The following is a 16864-nucleotide window of genomic DNA, read 5'->3' as shown; positions in this document are numbered from 1 at the left end:
ACTGAACGCCAACGGCACCGGGGGGAGCGGTACCGGTCGCCCGACCCCAGGCGGTAGGGTAGGCCGGGTACCCCCTGGCACGGGGCCTCCCGTCCGTCAGGTGGTCGCGTCCGCGACCCGACGCGGTCAGGCCGCCATCGGTCCGTACCGGCGGTGCCCCTTGACGTCGAAGCGGTCGAGCATCATGACCTTGTCCCAGACGCGGACGAAGTCGCGGACGAAGCGCTCCTGGCCGTCGGGACCCGCGTAGGCGTCGACGATCGACCGCAGCTGCGCGTTCGAGCCGAACAACAGGTCGTGCCGGGTGGCGGTGAAGCGAGCCTCGCCGGTGGCCTTCGTCCGACCGGTGAAGGTCGTCTCCGACTCGTCGTCCGGCGTCCAGTCGAGGTCCGTGTCGGTGAGGTGCACGAACCAGTCGGTGCTGAGCACGCCGACCCGGTCGGTGAGCACGCCGGTGTCCGAGCCGTCCCAGTTCGCGCCGAGCGAGCGGAGGCCGGCGGTGAGCACGGTCCACTCCGGAGCGGTGAGCGTGAGCAGGTTCGCCTTGTCCAGGAACACGGACTCGGGGGCGACGCCGGGTGCGAACTCGGCGAAGCGCGGCGACAGGAAGTTCCGGAACCCGTCCGCGACCGGACGGAGCCACTCGAACATCTCGATGTCGGTGAGCTCCTGGGTGGTGTCGACGCGACCGGGGGTGAACGGCACGCTCGTCTCCGTACCGGCGGCCCGTGCGGCCTGCTCGACCGCCGCGCACCCGCCCAGGACGATGAGGTCGGCCAGGGACACCTGCTTGCCGGAGGTCCGGGCGAAGTCCGCCTGCACCTGGCGCAGGGCGGCGATCACGGGGACCGTGCGACGGTTCACCGCCCAGTCCTTCTGCGGCGCCAGGGCCAGGCGGCCGCCGTTCGCGCCACCGCGCTTGTCGCTGTCGCGGTAGGTCGAGGCCGCCGAGAACGCCGTGAAGACGAGGTCGGAGACGGACTGACCGGTGGCGAGCGTCGCCTGCTGCAGCGCCGCGACGTCGGACGCGTCGAGGGGTGCGCCCTCGTTCTCGGGCAGCGGGTCCTGCCAGAGCAGGTCGTCGGCGATGGTGACCTCCGGGCCGAGGTAGCGGTGCTTCGGCCCCATGTCGCGGTGCGTCAGCTTGTACCAGGCCTTCGAGAATGCGAGCGTGAAGAGGTCGAAGTCGGCGAGGAAGCGCTCGCAGACCTCCCGGTAGGCCGGGTCGACCTTCAGTGCGATGTCCGAGGTCATCATCATCAGGGGGTTCATCTGCCCGGGAACGTGCGCGTCGGGCGTCTTCGGGGCGTCCGGGTCGGTCGGGGTCCACTGCAGCGCACCGGCCGGGCTCTTCGTCTGCTCGAAGTCGTACCGGAACAGGTTCTCCAGGTAGGTGTTGTCCCACTGCGTCGGGTTCGGGGTCCAGCTGCCCTCGATGCCGTTGGTGGAGGTGTACTGCCCGTTGCCGGTGCCGACCGGGTTGTGCCAGCCGAGGCCCATCGACTCGATCGGTGCGAGCTCGGGCGAGGGGCCGATGTCCGATGCGGGCACCTGGCCGTGGCTCTTGCCGAACGCGTGCCCACCGGCGATGAGCGCGACGGTCTCCTCGTCGTTCATCGCCATCCGGGTGAAGGTGATGCGGATGTCACGAGCCGAGCCCATCGGGTCGCCGTTCGCGTACGGTCCCTCGGGGTTCACGTAGATGAGTGCCTGGTGCGACGCGGCGAGCGGGCTCTGCAGGTCGTAGTCGGCGTCACCGTTCCGTCCGGTCCACCGCTCGTCACGCGAGACCATGTCGTCGCCCTGGTGTGCCTGGTGCGGGTCCCACACCTCGGGGCCCCACCACGTACCGTCGTCCGGCTCCCACGCGTCCAGCCGTCCGCCGCCGAAGCCGTAGGTGGGCAGGCCCATCAGCTCCAGCGAGCAGTTGCCGGTCAGCACCATCAGGTCCGCCCAGGACAGGGCGTTGCCGTACTTCCGCTTGATCGGCTGCAGCAGCCGCCGGGACTTGTCGGTGTTGCCGTTGTCCCACCAGCTGCCGATCGGGGCGAAGCGCTGCATGGCCGTCCCGGCGCCACCGCGGCCGTCGGCGATGCGGTAGGTGCCGGCCGCGTGCCAGGCCATCCGGACCATCTGCGGGCCGTAGTTGCCGTAGTCGGCCGGCCACCAGTCGACCGACGTCGTCAGCAGCGTGGTGATCTCGCGCTTGAGCTCGTCGAGGTCGATCGTGGCGAAGGCGGCGGCGTAGTCGAAGTCGGCACCCAGCGGGTCGGCGTCGATGCCGTTCCGGTGCAGCAGCTCGACCCGGAGGCGCTGCGGGTACCAGCTCTCGAGCGTCGGCGCGTCGCCGAACGACCCGCCGAGGTGGTCACCTCCGGCCGGCAGTTCGCCGTCCATGTGGTGGGGACAGGTGTCGGTTCCGTCGTTGTGCACTGCAGACTCCTCGTGACGTCGTCCGACGCGGCGGGTCCGCCCCCCGATGGGCGGCGCGTCAGGCCCAGCGTGGGCGGTCGTGCTGGGAAGTCCGGGCGAGGAGTGCGTGTCGTGCTTCGAAGACTCGAACGAAGCCGCCACTGAGGGTCCGCGGGTACCGTCGGCCACATGGGGGACTTCTCGATCACCGGCCGGACCGCCTTCCGCCGTGCCGTCCGTGGAGTGGGCATCGCGGTGGTGGTCGCCACGCTCGTGTCGACCAGCGCCTGCTCGTCCGTCGATCCGGGTGCACCGGACAGCACATCGCCGACGGCGACCGTGACAGCGACGGCGCCCACGTCGACGTCGTCGGACACGGGGGCGACCCCCACGCCGACGAGCTCGGCGACACCGACAGCGTCAGGCAGCGCCTTCTCGCTGTCCGACCCCGACACGTGGACCATCTCCGGGGACGAGCTCGGCCCGATCGCCCTCGGGGGCAGCACCTCCGCCGAGGTCGACGACCTCCGCGCGGCCTACACCCGGGACTCCGGCGGTTGCCCAGCGTCTCCGGCGACCTCGTTCTGGCACCGGGAGGCCAGTCCGGGCCTCATCGTCGAGGACCGCGACGGCACGGTCTCGGGCGTCGAGATCGGCGGTCCGCAGTCGACTGCGACGTCGGTCACCGGACCGGAGACCGCGGCGGGCACGGGGGTCGGCAGCAGTATCGCGGAGCTCAAAGCAGCACACCCCGATCTGGCGGCGCTGCCGAGCGGGTCAGCGGGGGAGCAGGCCGCGGTGCCGACGACGTGGACGATCGACGCCGGCTCGCGCCACATCACCTTCCAGCTCGGTCGGGACGGCGAGCACGTCGCCCTGGTCTGGGTCGGACAGCAGGCGACACCGCCCTACGAGTTCTGCGGCTGACGCCGACGGATCCCGCCGCACCGCCGATAGGTGCTGACGGAACACGAGGCCCGGCCCGAGGGGGCGGCGGGCGGTTCCCGACCCGAGGAGTGGCCCCATGCGGCGTCCGACCCTGATCCGACGGTTCCTGCCGGCGGCCGTGCTCCTGGCGCTGCTCGCGTCCCCGGTCACCGCGACGACGGTCACTGCTCCGCCGGCCTCGGCCGCGGCGACCCCGAAGGTGTCCGTCTCGTGGAAGAACAGCGCGCTGACGTCCACCGGGTTCCGCTCCACGGTCGGCGTCACGAACGGGTCCGGCGCCACCTGGCGCGGCTGGACGATCCGGTTCGCGTACGCGTCGGACGCCCGCACGTTCCGCGACGTCCGGAAGGTGTCGAGCGCGAAGGGGTCGCTCACCCTGGCCGGGGTGACGGCGCGTCCGGACATCGCGAAGGGAGCGACGGCCTCGTTCCGGATCGACTCGCGGAAGGTCCCGAAGGCGGGCACGGTGCCGACCTCGTGCACGGTCATCGGTGCGGCGACGCCGTGTTCGGTGAACGGGGGAGCAGCCACGCCCGGCAAGCCGCCGGCCACCCCGAAGCCGAGTCCGAAGCCGAAGCCGAAGCCGAATCCGACTCCGGCTCCGAAGCCGGCGACCGGGCGTGACGGCACCGTCGCGGTCGGCTGGTTGCACACCGCCACCTGGACGACCGGCAGCCAGTCCTCGGTCAGCGTGACGAACCGGACGGCTCTGCGTCTCGCCCCCTGGCGCATCCGCTTCACCACCGCCGACAGGGTCGCCACGATCTGGGATGCCAGCGCGAGCCCGACCACCGGCGGCTTCATCGCCTCCGCCCCGTCCTACGCCACCACGCTCGACGCCGGAGCCGCGACGTCGTTCGGGCTCACCTCGACGACCACCGGCGGTGCCGCCGTCGTCCCGACCGCCTGCACCGTGCTGGACCTGCCGGCCGGCACGGACGTCGCCTGCACCGTGTCCGGTGTCCCCGCCGGTCCGCCCGCCTCGAGCACTCCGGCGCCCACCCCGATCGCCGTGCCGGCACCACTGACCCAGCCGCGCGCTGGTCGGACCCTGATCGCCCCGTACGTCGACCTCGGGCTCTGGCCGACCGCCGACCTGCGGACCTTCGCGAAGCAGACCGGCATGCGGGCCTTCACGCTGGCGTTCGTCGTCTCGGACAACGGCGGCAACGCCTGCACCCCGGCCTGGGCGGGCTTCGACGCGTACCGGATCGGCGGCCCGCAGGACTTCCACGCGAACATCGCCGCGTTCCAGGCGAGCGGTGGCCAAGTGGTGGTGTCGTTCGGCGGTGCCGTGAACAGCGAACTCGCGCTGCGGTGCACCGACCCGGCGAAGCTGCAGGCGGCCTACCAGCAGGTCGTCGACCGGTTCGGCGTCGACCGGATCGACCTGGACATCGAGGGCACCGCGCTCGGCGACACGGCGGCGAACCAGCGTCGCGCGACCGCCATCGCCCGGGTCGTCGCCGCACAGGCCGCGAAGGGTCGTCACCTCGACGTCTCCCTCACGCTGCCGGTGATGCCGACGGGACTCCTCGGCGAGGGGGTCGCGGCCGTCCGGGGCCTCGCCGCTGCCGGGGTCCGTCCGGTCGCGGTGAACCTGATGGCGATGGACTACGGACAGGGCACTCGGCCGATGGGCGCCGCCGCGAAGTCCGCCGCTGTGGCGACCGCCGGCCAGCTCGCGACGATCCCCGCGTACGCCGGGCTCAGCGCCTCGGCCCGGTTGTCGATGATCGGCCTCACGCCGATGGTCGGTCTCAACGACACCGGCGAGGTCTTCACCCGTGCGGACGCCCAGGACCTCGCCGCGTGGTCGGTCGCGAACGGCATCGAGGTGCTCTCCTACTGGGAGGCCACCCGCGACCAGCCGTGCAACCCGTCCATCGGCGCGTACATGTGCTCCGGCGTGCGGGACGCGCGGTGGTCGTTCGCGCACGCGGTGGTCACCGGCGCGACGCACTGAACCGCGCGCACCGTGCAGGAACGCCCGGAGCCGGTCCCCGGCAGCAGCTGTCAGTCGGCGGGGCGGTGCAGGGTCGACGCGGCGTCGTGCAGCGGCTCGGTCTCCCAGGCGGCCGAAGCGGTGCCCGACGCCAGGTCCCACCGGACGTGCAGCAGGTGCGGGGTCTCCACGAACCGGACGTCGATGGACAGCTCGTCGCCGTCCCGGGCTCCGCTGGTCGCCGTCGCGCCGTCGATCGCCCATGAGCCGTCGCCGACCGGTGCGACGACCTCGCCCCAGGGGTCGCGGAGGGTGAGCACCCACCCGCGGTCGGTGTCCTGGGACAGGTGCAGGGCCTCCAGTCCGGCGCCCAGGCGCGCGGACCGTGACCCGGCGACCGAGGCGGATCCGTCCGGCAGGTCGCCGAGCGGTCCGCCGACAACCGGCGGCAGCGCGAGGCCCGCGAGTCGTGCGCGGAGACGCTCGTCGTCCTCGGCAGACCCCGGCCGGTCGATCGCCGGCAGCAGGTGTTCCCACACCGCGTCGAGGACGGCCTGCATGTCGAGGCTCTGCCCGGTCATCGCCACGACCACGTCCTGCTCCGGCAGCACGATGCAGAACTGCCCGTAGGCACCGTCGCCGCGGAACCCGTGCCGGGCCATCCAGAACTGGAACCCGTAGCCGACCGACCAGTCCGGGTTCGCCTCGTCCGGGTTCTCGACGCGGGTGCTGGTGGCCGCGGCGACCCAGTCCTGGTCGAGCAGCCGCTCGCCGTTCCACACGCCACCCTGCAGGTACAGCTGTCCGAGGGCAGCGACGGCGTCGGTCGTCGTGTACCCGCCGCTGTAGCCGAGTTCGGCGCCGGAGTCGTCCCGGCACCACGCGAAGTCGTCGATGCCGAGCGGTGCGAACAACCGGGGTCGCAGGTACTCGAGCAGCGACGTCCCGCTGACCCGCCGCACGATCTCGCCGAGCGTGTACGTGCACGGCTGGTTGTAGGCGAAGACGGTGCCCGGCTCCTCGTCCACCGGCAGCAGCAGGAAGCCCCGGACGGTGTTCGTCGGGTCGAGCTGCCGGGCGCGCTCGATGGTCTCAGCTCGGTGCCCGCTCGCCATCGCCAGCAGGTGGCGGACGCGCATCCGGCGGGTGCGCTCGTCGGTGACTTCGGCGTCGAGCTCCGGGAAGTGGCTGATCACGGTGGCGTCCAGGTCGACGAGCCCGGCACGGACGGCGATCCCGACGGCCGCCGCGGTGAAGCTCTTGCTCAGCGAGTAGAGCAGGTGCACCCGGTCGGCGGCGAACGGGGCCCACCAGCCCCCGGCGGCGACCTCGCCGTGCCGGAGGACCATGATGCTGTGCGGCTCCACGCCGGGCGCGCCCTCGAGGGCGGTGACCAGCCGGTCGACGCCCGCCGCGTCGATGCCGAGGGCGGACGGGGAGCTGCATCGGAACGTCGTCGTCACGCCTCCGACCCTAACCCGACCCCCGGTCATGCGAGCGGGACTTCCGTCCGGCGCGCCCGACACGCGGTCGGGAGGCCCGCATCGCGCCCGTCGTCGAGTACAGTTGTCGACGTTGGTCACCCCGGTGACCAGCATGCGGATGTGGCGCAGTGGTAGCGCATCACCTTGCCAAGGTGAGGGTCGCGAGTTCGAATCTCGTCATCCGCTCGGACAGTCCCTCCAGAGGACACCAGGAACCCCCGGCCATCGGTCGGGGGTTCCGTCGTTCACGGGCGCCCTGCCGGGGGATCGCGGACCGGGGACGTCGTCACGCCGGGGGTGCCGGCTGGGCGCAGGGTTCGGGTCCCCGCGCCCACGCCGGCGCAGAGGCCTCGTCGCCTCCGGAGGACGGGCGGATGGGTGGTCCGCCGCAGGTCCCGGGCATGTCTTCGGAGCGGTCACCCCCCGAGGTGGGGTCATCGGTCCGACATGCGGTTTCCCGCAATCTCCCCGCATCATTCGAGCGCGGTGTTGACAGGGAGCCCGTTCGTCCGGTCGACACCGATGGACATTGCATCCGAAATACCGTCAGATTGCAGTGGCACAGTCCTGCTCGGCCCATCCGCCCCGAACGCAGGAGCAACACCACCCCATGCAGAAGAAGTGCACCCTCATCACCGCCGCCGCCGGCCTCGTGCTGGCGCTCGGCGCCCCCGTCGTCGGCTCGCTCCCGGCGATGGCAGCGACCGCCCCGACCTCGTCCGTCTCGGCCGCCGCGACCACGCCGGAGCTGGGCTCCGGCGGCCACGTGTTCGCCCACGGCATCGTCACCCTGACCTCCGCCGTGTACGACCAGGGGCGGATCACCGTCGACGGCGTGATCACCGAGCGCGTGCGTGACGTCCAGATCGCCGCCGGCCACGGCTACCAGGCCGGCAAGGTCGGTGCCGGCGGCCACTTCTCGGCGTCCGTCGAGTCCGATTCCCCGAGCTTCGAGCTGCGGTTCGGCACGAAGGTCAACAACCAGTACTTCCAGGAGGTCGAGTCCGTCGTCTGGTCCGCCGCCGCACCGGGCACGCCGCCCGAGACGCCCGGTCCGCTCCCGACGCTCACCCCGCTGCCGGTGCCGGCCGACCCGAACCCCGCGCCGGAGCCCCTGCCGGAGCCCGAGCACGACGCGAAGCAGCCGGGGACGCCGAACGTCCTTTCCGTGACCGGCACGAAGGCGGATGTCACCAACGACTGGTACGGCGCGGACGAGTCGATCTTCATCGCGCACGGACACGCGCGACGCGACGCCACGATCACCCGGCCGACCGATGGCACGCTCCACGTCCAGCAGTCGTCCGACGGCCTGCACTTCACCGACCGCGCCACCTACACGGCCGGCGGCGGCATCGGGAAGTTCACCGACATCGACGTGACCCTCCCCGAGGGCTCGACGTGGCTCGAGTACAAGATCTGGGTCGAGGACTCGTCCGGCCGGAAGTCGGACGCGCAGAAGTTCTTCGTCGAGGAGCTGTAGGTCCTGCGCCACCACCCGTGACGAGAGCAGGCGGTCCCACCCCGGGGCCGCCTGCTCTCGTCGTGTCGGGTCAGGCTCCGCCGAACCGCTCCGCCCGGACCTCGGTGACGTCGTGCCCGAGTTCGCCGAGCCAGCGCAACACCTGCTCCACGAACGGCGTCGAGCCGCACACGTAGACCAGGGCCCCGTCTTCCGGCGGCAGGACCGCTGCGGCGAGCCCGTCGCGGGTGAGACGTCCGGCGGGCGTCTCGGCTCCGGGCGGGCTCTGACGGCTGTAGACGACCTCGAGCGTGAACGGTGCGCGGTCCGCCACGGCGAGTGCCGCGTCGAGTTCAGCGCGGAAGAAGACGTCCGCGGGCGTCCGGACGGCGTAGAGCATCCGGAACGGCGACGGGTCGGCTGCCTCGGCGTGCGCGGTGACCATCGGCAGCATTGGCACGATGCCCGAGCCGCCGGCGATCAACTGCACGGGCCGGGGGTGCTCCGCCGACACGTCCGGGCGCCAGACGAACCAGCCGCCGAGCGGGCCGTGCACCTCGAGCGAGTCACCGACCTCGACGGCGTCGACCAGGAACGGGGAGACCTCGCCGTCCTCGACCCGGTCCACCGCGAGGGTGATCCGGGTGCCGTCCCCGGCGGAGGCGATCGAGTACGACCGGGTGGCCTGGTAGCCGTCCTCGGCCGTCAGTCGCAGGTCCAGGTGCTGCCCGGGGTCGTTGCCTGGCCAGGTCGGCACGTCGAGGACCAGTCGGCCGGCGTTCGGCGTCTCGGGGGCGACCGCCACGACCGTGGCGTCGTGCCACGCGGGACGGCGGAGCGGTCGGACCGGCGCAGTGGGCAGGCTCACCAGTACCGCTCTTCCTTCCACGGGTCGCCGTGCATGTTGTAGCCGGCGTTCTCCCAGAACCCGGGCTCGTCCTCAGCGTGCATGACGATGCCGCGGACCCACTTCGCGCTCTTCCAGAAGTACAGGTGTGGGACGAGCAGTCGTGCCGGGCCGCCGTGCTCCGGGGTCAGGGGCTCGCCGTCCGCCTCGAACGCGATCCACGCCTGGCCCTCGAGCAGCTCGTCGAGCGGGACGTTCGTGGTGTACCCGCCGAAGCTGTGCACCATGCAGAAGTCGAGCGAGGTCTCGACCTCGGCGAACAGCTTGTCGAGCGGGACACCGCGCCAGCCCATGCCGAGCTTCGTCCAGTGCGTGACGCAGTGGATGTCGACCGTGACGTCCTCGAGCCCGAGCGCCCGGACCTCGTCCCACGTCCACGAGTGCAGACCGGACTCGGTGCGGATCGAGAAGCTCCACTCGGACGGCTCGATCTCCGGCGTCGCGCCGGCGGACAGGACCGGCCAGTCGTGCACCAGGGTCTGCCCGGGCGGGACCTTGCTGTCGTCGACGTCACGGCGGCGTCCGCCGAACCCGCGGGTGAAGCTGGCCATCGTGTCCTCGTCCCTGTCGTCGCCGGCGCCGAGACCGCCGCCCTCTCGATCCTGCCACGGCAGCGGTCGTGACCGCCGCCATGACCGCCAGGACAGCCAGGACAGCCAGCACCGACGCGACTGCCGTGACCGGCCGTCCGACTCAGCCGGCCGGGGTGACCAGGCCGGACTCGTACGCCAGCACCACGGCGTGCACCCGGTCCCGCAGCTGCAGCTTCGCCAGCACCCGGCCGACGTGGGTCTTGACGGTCTGCTCGGCGATGAACAGCTCGCGGCCGATCTCCCCGTTGGAGCGTCCCCGCGCCATGAGCATGAAGACGTCCCGCTCCCGATCGGTGAGGACGGTGAGCACGTCCGCGGCCGGCGCGGCGGGTCGGGGCGCTGCGATGAACGCCTCGACCAGGTGGCGGGTGACCCGGGGCGCGAGCAGGGCGTCCCCGGCGGCGATGGTCCGCACGGCGGCGATCAGGTCCTCGGCCCCGGCGTCCTTGAGCAGGAAGCCGCTGGCCCCGGCCCGCAGCGCGTCGAACACGTAGTCGTCGATGTCGAACGTCGTCAGCATGAGGACACGGACCGGCCGTGCACTCGGCGCCGCGGTGAGGCGTCGTGTCGCCTCGATGCCGTCGAGCACCGGCATCCGGACGTCCATCAGCACGACGTCGGGTTCCAGGTCGATGCCGAGCGCGACGGCCTCGGCACCGTCGCCGGCCTCCGCGACGACCTCGAGGTCGGGCTGCGAGCCGAGGATCGCGACGAGTCCCATGCGGAACACGGCCTGGTCGTCGACGACGAGCACTCGGGTCATCGGGGGTCTCCGTCCGGGTGGTGGGGCAGGGTCGCGGCGACGCGGAAGCCGCCGTCGGTGGTGCGTCCCGTGTCGAGTGAGCCGTCGAGCGCGGCGACGCGGGAGCGCATGCCGGCGAGGCCGTACCCGCCGTCGTCGGCCGGCGGTGGGGGAGCGAGGGGCGCCGCGGCGTTCGTCACGGTCACCTCGACGGCGGCGTCCGACACCCGGACGGCCACCGTGGTGTCGGCTCCGGGGGCGTGACGGACGACGTTGCCGAGCGCCTCCTGGACGATGCGGTACACGGTGAGCTGCGTGACCCGGCCGACCATGTCGTCGACTGCGGAGTCCGCTGCGCCGAGGACGTCCAGCGTGACCGTGAGCCCTGCCGCCCGCGTCGACGCGACGAGCGCCGGCAGGTCCGACAGCCCGGGCTGGGGGGCACGCTCGGCGTCCTCCTCACCGCGGAGGGTGCCGAGCAGCTGCCGCATCTCCCGCAGCGCGGTGCGGGAGGTCTCGGCGATCGTCCGGAACTCCGCCCGCGCCGCCGGGGGCAGGTCCGCCACCCGGTAGGGCGCGGACTCGGCCTGCATGTGCACGACCGACATGCTGTGCGCGACGACGTCGTGCAGCTCCCGGGCGATCCGGGCACGCTCCTCGACCGCACGGCGGGCTCCGGCCTGCTGCTCGGCGTCCTGGCGCGCGGCGACGAGCTCGGCGCCGACGCTCCGGCGCTGCCCGAGCAGGACCGCGGCGGCCCCGATGAGCAGGCCGCTGCCGGACGAGACGACGAGTGTGCTCACCCAGACCTCCGGTTCGGCCCAACGGTCGGGGGTCGCGGCGACGAGCACCAGGGTCAGGACGGTCGACGCGCCCCAGGCGACGGCCGTGGTCCGCCACCCGGTCCGGAGTCCGAGGACGACGAGCAGCACGGCCAGGCCGATCATCGCGGTCACGGGTAGCGGCCACGGTCCGACCCGGCCGGGGGCGGTCAGGACGCCGAGTCCGGCGAGGGCGAGCAGGTGGACGGCCGTCGCCGAGCGCGGCCGAGCCGGTGCGACCAGGAGCGTCGCGCTGAGCACCGCGGTCACCAGGAGCGCCAGCGGGACGGGGACGCCGTGCACGACGGCCGCGACCGGCGCACCGACCGCCAGCAGGGTGACGGCGGCGGCGACGAGGGAACCGCGGGTGAGGACGACCGACCGGGAGGCCCGCAGGCGCGTCCCGGGGACCCGGAACGTCCCGGGGACTGTCCGGGCCGGGGTCCGGGCCGGGCTCTGGTCCGCGGCGCTCCTGCTGGTGCGGTCGGTCACGGTCGGGCGGTCTCTCCGGTGGTGAGGGGGCAGGGGGCGGTGCGCGGGGGCGTCGCGGCCCGACTGGTGCGGACCGGACGGCCCGTTGCGGGGGTGGGGCGTGCCTCCCGGTCGGTGACCGTGGCGGCGTCCGTGCTCGTGACGGTGCCGGTCACGGTGCCGGTGGCGGCGGCACGTGCGTCCCGCCTGCGCTGGAGCCTACCGACCACCCGGTCCACCACCAGGCCGAGGCCGCCGGCGACGACCATCGAGACCGCGGCCGCGACGAGCGGCTCGTGCAGGAACGACGAGGTGGCGAGCGCGATGCCGATCGAGGTGGCACTCCAGGCGACGCCCGCCACCGCACTGATGCCGAGGAACCGTCGGTAGGGCAGCCCCGTGGCGCCGGCGGTCATGTTCACCGCGACGCGTCCGACCGGGATGTACCGCCCGATCAGGATGAGACTGGCGGACCGACGCTGCATCTGCCGCTCGGCGAACGCGAACGCCGCCGCGATCCGGGGCCGTCGGGCGTTCCGGAGCCGCTTGAGTCCGACGCGTCGGCCGATCGCGTAGGCGATCGAGTCCCCGGCGATCGCACCGAGGGCAGCGGCGCCGAGCACCACGGCCAGGACCGGCTGTCCGGAGGTCGCGGCCACCGCGGCGACGGCGACGAGGGCCGTCTCGCTCGGCACCGGCGGGAAGAACCCGTCGACCAGGCAGAGGACGAACAGGACGAGGTAGACGAGCGGCGATGACGCCAGGTCGACGACGAAGGGGGTGATCTGGTCGAACACGGGTGTCGCTCCTCCCGCCGGCGGACCTCGCCGACGGGTACGACGCTACGGAGCGACGGGCGTCCTGCCATCCCGCTGCGGTCGCGTCCGACCCCCTACCGCGGTATGACCCCGGTGCGGTCAGTGCTGCTCGTGCTCGTGCTCGTGCTCGTGCTGGTGCGCGTCGTGTGTCTCGTGCGTCTCGTGCGCGAAGACGACGTCCGGAGCGTCGACCGAGCGGTCCGTCACGGTCGTCGGTGCCTCGAGGTGCACGGCTCCCGAGGGGACGATGCCGACGCCGCCGAACCGCTCCATCACGAGCCACTGCGCGACGACGTCCTCGCCCGCGTGCCCGGTCGGCAGCGACTCCCAGAAGCGGAAGCCACCGACGGCCTCGAGTGCGGCGCGGTCGTACATCGCGCAGGCCCCGACCCAGGCCACCCGGTAGGGCAACCAGCCGCCCGGTTCGACGTCGAGTCCGGCGGCGACGTGCACCAGGTTCGCGGCGTTGTGCAGCGACCAGCGGTCGAAGCCCGGCGTGCCACGACGGACCACCTCGGGGACGACCGGGCCGTCCCAGAGCGTGAACGGCTCGGTCTCGTGCGGGCGGCGGTCCTGCAGGTAGGACAGCCCCTGGACGGCGCTGCCGACGAAGCCGGTGTCGAGCGAGCGCAGGGCGTCGAGCATGCGCTGCACGGAGCCGGGCTCCAGCCACACGTCGTCGTCGAGGAACAGCACGGCGTCGGCGTGGGCGTGGTCGAGCAGGAACTGCCGGTGCTCGGCGAGGCCGCGCCGTTCCGGGTGGGTGAGCAGCGTGACGGGGCGGCCCTGGGCCTCCAGGACGCGGACCATCGCGGCGACCGCCGGACGCTCGGCGACGTCACCGGTCTCGGACTGGTCGCTGAGGACCAGGCGGAAGGGGACCTCGGTCTGGGCGGCGAGCCCGGCGAGGGTCGCGGCGAGCTCGGCGGTCCGACCGACGGTCGGGACGAGGACGTCGACGTCGACGGGGGCGCTCTCGGTCGGTGTCACCTCGGCCGGACGACCCCACTCGCCGGACCACCGCGCGCCCCGTGTCATGCGTCCCCTGGCCCGGCCGGAGCGGGGTCGGCAGCCGGAGCGACCGGAGCGGCGCCGTTGCCGGCCGCCGTCTCGCGGATCCGACGGACCACCGCACTCGTGGAGTGCTCGGCCACGTAGTCGACCATCACGACCTCGCCGCCGTGCGCGCGGACCACCTCGGTCTCGCTGAGCATCTCGGGGGAGTAGTCCCCACCCTTGACGTAGACGTCGGGGCGGATGCGCTCGATGAGCGGGATGGGGGTGTCGGTCGCGAACACCGTCACCAGGTCGACGCAGGCCAGGGCGGCGAGCACGCCGGCGCGGTCCTCGGCGGTGTTGATCGGCCGCTCGGGTCCCTTGAGACGGCGGACCGAGTCGTCGTCGTTCAGCGCGACGACGAGCAGGTCGCCGAGCTCGCTGGCCTGCCGCAGGTACGTCGTGTGTCCGCGGTGGACGACGTCGAAGCAGCCGTTCGTGAAGACGATGCGACGACCGGCACGACGGGCCTCGTCGACCGCGCCGGCGAGCTGGTCGTGGTCGACGACGGTCTCGGCGGGGGCGGACACCGACGCCACGAGGGCGTCGGCGGTGCACACGGAGGTCCCGGCCTCACGCACGACGACGTCGGCGGCGGCCTGCGCGAACGAGACGGCGTCGCGCACCGGGGTCGCCACGGCGAGGGCGACCGAGGCGGCGGCACAGAACGTGTCGCCGGCGCCGGAGGCCTGCTGCTCGGACGCCGGGGTGGCACGGGTACGGTGCACGTCGGTGGTCGGGACCGCGCCGTCCTCGAGCAGGACGGTGCCGTTCCGGTCGAGCGTGACGACGGCGTTCCGGGCGCCGGTGACCGCGAGGACCTCGTCGCGGGCGGCCACCACGGTGCCGGCACGCTCGGCGCCCTGACCGAGGTCACGGCCGAGCAGTGCGGCGGCCTCGCCCGCGTTCGGGGTGACGAGGTCGGGGCGCAGGGTGCTCCAGCGGCTGAGGTCGTGCGCGTCGACGACCACGGTGGTGGGGCGGTCCTGTTCGAGCACGGGGACGATCGCGGTCGCGTCGACCCCGAGGTCGTAGTCGCAGACCACGACGGCGTCGGCCCGCACGCCCGTCGGGGCCGAGGACCCGGCCGTGCTCGGCGCGTGGCCCTGCGAGGGCGCGCGGCCCTGCACGGCAGCGGCGGTCGCCTCGGCGAGCAGCGCGGTGTCCGCGGCATTCGGCGGGCCGGCCAGGTCGTCGACCCGGACGACCACGCGGTCCCCGCCCACGATCCGGTCCTTGCTCGTCGTCGTCGCTCCCGGCACGGCCACGAGCCAGCTAGTGTCGACCCCGGCGGCCTCCAGGCGGTCACGGAGCACCCGGCCGGTCTCGTCGTCGCCGATCAGCGCGACCATCCGGACGTGGGCACCCAGGGCCCGGGCGTTCACGGCGGTGTTCGCCGCGCCTCCCGGGACGGCGATCGTCTCGGTGACCCGGACGACGGGCGCGGGCGCTTCACGGGAGACCCGTTCGGCCGCGCCGACCGTCCAGCGGTCGAGGATGACGTCGCCGACCACGACGACGACCGGCTCGGCCGCGGCGACGGAATCCACGACCCGGCGGACCACCCGGACGTCGGCGGTCATCGGACGTCCTCGGCGGTCGCGGTGTCGGTGTCGTGGCTGCCGGCGGTCGCCGGGTCGACGGCGCTGCTGCCCGCGGCGGTGGCCGTGGCGCGTCGCGGGGCGGCCTCGAGGTGCACGACGGTGGTCGTCGTCATCTCGTCGAGCAGGTGCGGGCCGTAGCCGAAGCCGGAGCCCGACGCGCCGCGCGGCTCCGCGCTGCCACCGGGCGCCCCGCCGAACACGGCGTTGATCTTCACGGTGCCGACCGGCAGCTCGGCGGCGGCCTGCAGCGCGGTCGCGGTGTCGCCGGTCAGGACGGTCGCGGCCAGACCGTAGCGGTCCTCCGCGGCGAGACGCAGGCCCTCGGCCATGTCCTCGACGATGCGGATCGGGGCGACCGGACCGAAGGTCTCCTCGGTGAGGACGAGCATGTCGTCGGTGCAGCCGGTGAGGACGGTGGCGGGGTAGAAGGTGCCGGCGCCCGCGGGCACGGCGCCGCCGGTCAGCACCTGGGCGCCCGCGGCGACGGCCTGGTCGACGTGCTGCTGCACCGTGGCACGGAGCCGCTCGTCCACCAGGGGGCCGAAGTCGGCCGCGGCAGAGGCTGTCTTGCGCTCGGCGGCCCGCACCAGGGCGGCGGTGAACTCCTCGGCGACGTCGCGGTGCACGTAGACGCGCTCGACGCTCGTGCAGATCTGCCCGGTGTTCGCGAACGCCCCGAGGGCGACCTGGTCGGCGGCCCACACCGGGTCGACGTCGGCGTCCACGACGGCCGCGTCGTTGCCGCCGTTCTCGCGGATGACGTGCGCGCGGGTGCGGAGTGCTGCCTCGGCGAGACGGTCACCCGTCGCGGTCGAGCCGACGTGCGCGTAGACCGCGATGCCGTCCTCAGCCAGGAGCTGTTCGCCCGTCGTGGCGTCACCGTCGATCCCGACGAGCACGCCCTCGGGCAGTTCGGCCGCGAGCAGGCGGTTCAGCAGGGCGATCGTGCCCGGGCTCCGCTCGCTGCCCTTGTGGACGACGGTGTTGCCCGCGGCGATGGCTGCGCCGAGGATCCCGCACGCCACGGCCACCGGGTCGTTCCACGGGGTCAGCGCGAGGACGACGCCCCGGGGGTGCGGGACCGCGAAGTCGGCGGCGCCGTGGTTGCCGCGCAGCGCCTCACCGCGGTGCAGGGGGCCGAGCTCGGCGTACTGGATGAGCGTGTTGATGCCCGCCTCGACCCCGCCGAGGGCGTCGCCCGGCACCTTGCCGGTCTCGCGGGTGTTCATCGCCGCGAGCTCGTCGGCGTGGTCCCGCAGCCGCTCGGCCGCGGCGCGGAGGAGCGCCCCACGCTCGCCGGGAGCCGTCCGCGCCCACCCGGTCGCCGCTGCCCGGGCCCGCGCGACGGCGTCACGCACCTCGTCCGCCGTGCTGCGACGGGTCTCCGAGGCCACCTCACCGGTCACGGGGTCGAGCACCGTGATCCTGTCCGCGGACGAGTCGTCCGACGACGGAGCGGTGGTGGTGGGGGCATCGAGCGCCATGTGCGTCCTTCTCGTCGTGGTCCGGTCGCGTGCACCGGGGCTCCCCACGGTGCACTGCTGCTGCTGTGCACGCCCACGGGGTCCGTCGTGGTGTCCACGGGGCGCAGCAGCACCGGT

The 16864-nt window shown here is 73.3% G+C and carries 13 protein-coding genes and 1 tRNA gene; 4 read left to right on the top strand and 10 right to left on the bottom strand.

From position 1 onward, the window contains the following. Nucleotides 1-126 precede the first annotated feature (126 nt). A complete protein-coding gene (gene katG / locus QCD68_RS03620; RefSeq protein WP_301222051.1) occupies nt 127-2433 on the bottom strand; it encodes a catalase/peroxidase HPI in 2307 nt (768 codons plus the stop codon). 168 nt (nt 2434-2601) lie between these two features. On the opposite strand from katG, the gene QCD68_RS03615 reads away from it, so the two are divergent. Next, nucleotides 2602-3339 carry a hypothetical protein gene (locus QCD68_RS03615; protein WP_301222050.1) on the top strand — a complete coding sequence of 246 codons (738 nt, stop codon included), beginning with the start codon at nt 2602-2604 and terminating at the stop codon, nt 3337-3339. Nucleotides 3340-3436: 97 nt separating this feature from the next. Next, the gene (locus QCD68_RS03610; RefSeq protein ID WP_301222049.1) at nt 3437-5326 is read left to right on the top strand and encodes a glycoside hydrolase family 18 protein; all 1890 of its coding nucleotides are present in this window, start codon (nt 3437-3439) and stop codon (nt 5324-5326) included. Between the two features lie 50 nt (nt 5327-5376). Here QCD68_RS03610 and QCD68_RS03605 read toward each other — a convergent pair whose 3' ends face one another. Further along, the gene (locus tag QCD68_RS03605) at nt 5377-6768 is read right to left on the bottom strand and encodes a serine hydrolase domain-containing protein (protein ID WP_301222048.1); all 1392 of its coding nucleotides are present in this window, start codon (nt 6766-6768) and stop codon (nt 5377-5379) included. A 135-nt stretch (nt 6769-6903) separates the two neighbouring features. On the opposite strand from QCD68_RS03605, the gene QCD68_RS03600 reads away from it, so the two are divergent. Continuing rightward, a tRNA-Gly gene (locus QCD68_RS03600) sits at nt 6904-6975 on the top strand. A 424-nt stretch (nt 6976-7399) separates the two neighbouring features. Beyond that, complete coding sequence (locus QCD68_RS03595) at nt 7400-8272, top strand: hypothetical protein (protein WP_301222047.1); 873 nt, start codon at nt 7400-7402, stop codon at nt 8270-8272. A 70-nt stretch (nt 8273-8342) separates the two neighbouring features. On the opposite strand, the gene QCD68_RS03590 is transcribed toward QCD68_RS03595, so the two are convergent. From QCD68_RS03590 to QCD68_RS03555, 8 genes are all read right to left on the bottom strand, one after another. Continuing rightward, nucleotides 8343-9119, bottom strand: a complete 777-nt coding sequence (locus QCD68_RS03590; RefSeq protein ID WP_301222046.1) for an FAD-binding oxidoreductase — start codon at nt 9117-9119, stop codon at nt 8343-8345. After that, complete coding sequence (locus tag QCD68_RS03585; protein WP_221849584.1) at nt 9116-9709, bottom strand: molybdopterin-dependent oxidoreductase; 594 nt, start codon at nt 9707-9709, stop codon at nt 9116-9118. The genes QCD68_RS03590 and QCD68_RS03585 overlap by 4 nt, the downstream gene beginning before the upstream one ends. 142 nt (nt 9710-9851) lie before the next feature. Then, a complete protein-coding gene (locus QCD68_RS03580) occupies nt 9852-10514 on the bottom strand; it encodes a response regulator (RefSeq protein WP_111073416.1) in 663 nt (220 codons plus the stop codon). Continuing rightward, entirely contained in the window at nt 10511-11806 is a 1296-nt protein-coding gene (locus tag QCD68_RS03575; protein ID WP_301222045.1) for a sensor histidine kinase, read from the bottom strand. The genes QCD68_RS03580 and QCD68_RS03575 overlap by 4 nt, the downstream gene beginning before the upstream one ends. After that, nucleotides 11803-12582: a DedA family protein gene (locus tag QCD68_RS03570; protein ID WP_301222044.1), complete on the bottom strand. Its 780-nt coding sequence runs from the start codon at nt 12580-12582 to the stop codon at nt 11803-11805. The genes QCD68_RS03575 and QCD68_RS03570 overlap by 4 nt, the downstream gene beginning before the upstream one ends. A gap of 120 nt (nt 12583-12702) precedes the next feature. Beyond that, nucleotides 12703-13641, bottom strand: a complete 939-nt coding sequence (locus tag QCD68_RS03565; RefSeq protein WP_301222043.1) for a glycosyltransferase family 2 protein — start codon at nt 13639-13641, stop codon at nt 12703-12705. After that, nucleotides 13638-15242 (bottom strand): D-glycero-beta-D-manno-heptose 1-phosphate adenylyltransferase, encoded by a 1605-nt coding sequence (rfaE2, locus tag QCD68_RS03560; RefSeq protein ID WP_301222042.1) that lies wholly within the window; start codon nt 15240-15242, stop codon nt 13638-13640. Before rfaE2 ends, QCD68_RS03565 begins: the two co-directional genes overlap by 4 nt. Then, complete coding sequence (locus tag QCD68_RS03555) at nt 15239-16747, bottom strand: aldehyde dehydrogenase family protein (protein WP_301222041.1); 1509 nt, start codon at nt 16745-16747, stop codon at nt 15239-15241. Before QCD68_RS03555 ends, rfaE2 begins: the two co-directional genes overlap by 4 nt. Between the last annotated feature and the right edge of the window lie 117 nt (nt 16748-16864).

The organism is Curtobacterium sp. PsM8 (assembly GCF_030433875.1).
Taxonomy (GTDB): Bacteria; Actinomycetota; Actinomycetes; order Actinomycetales; family Microbacteriaceae; genus Curtobacterium.
The sequence above is the reverse complement of the archived record's forward strand: the minus strand, read 5'-3'. Positions and strand labels throughout refer to the sequence as shown.

Coding starts and splice junctions, on each gene's coding strand:
- rfaE2 (WP_301222042.1), bottom strand. CDS start 15,242: ATGACCGCCGACGTCCGGGTGGTCCGCCGGGTCGTGGATTCCGTCGCC.
- QCD68_RS03595 (WP_301222047.1), top strand. CDS start 7,400: ATGCAGAAGAAGTGCACCCTCATCACCGCCGCCGCCGGCCTCGTGCTG.
- QCD68_RS03580 (WP_111073416.1), bottom strand. CDS start 10,514: ATGACCCGAGTGCTCGTCGTCGACGACCAGGCCGTGTTCCGCATGGGA.
- QCD68_RS03585 (WP_221849584.1), bottom strand. CDS start 9,709: ATGGCCAGCTTCACCCGCGGGTTCGGCGGACGCCGCCGTGACGTCGAC.
- QCD68_RS03565 (WP_301222043.1), bottom strand. CDS start 13,641: ATGACACGGGGCGCGCGGTGGTCCGGCGAGTGGGGTCGTCCGGCCGAG.
- QCD68_RS03610 (WP_301222049.1), top strand. CDS start 3,437: ATGCGGCGTCCGACCCTGATCCGACGGTTCCTGCCGGCGGCCGTGCTC.
- QCD68_RS03555 (WP_301222041.1), bottom strand. CDS start 16,747: ATGGCGCTCGATGCCCCCACCACCACCGCTCCGTCGTCGGACGACTCG.
- QCD68_RS03615 (WP_301222050.1), top strand. CDS start 2,602: ATGGGGGACTTCTCGATCACCGGCCGGACCGCCTTCCGCCGTGCCGTC.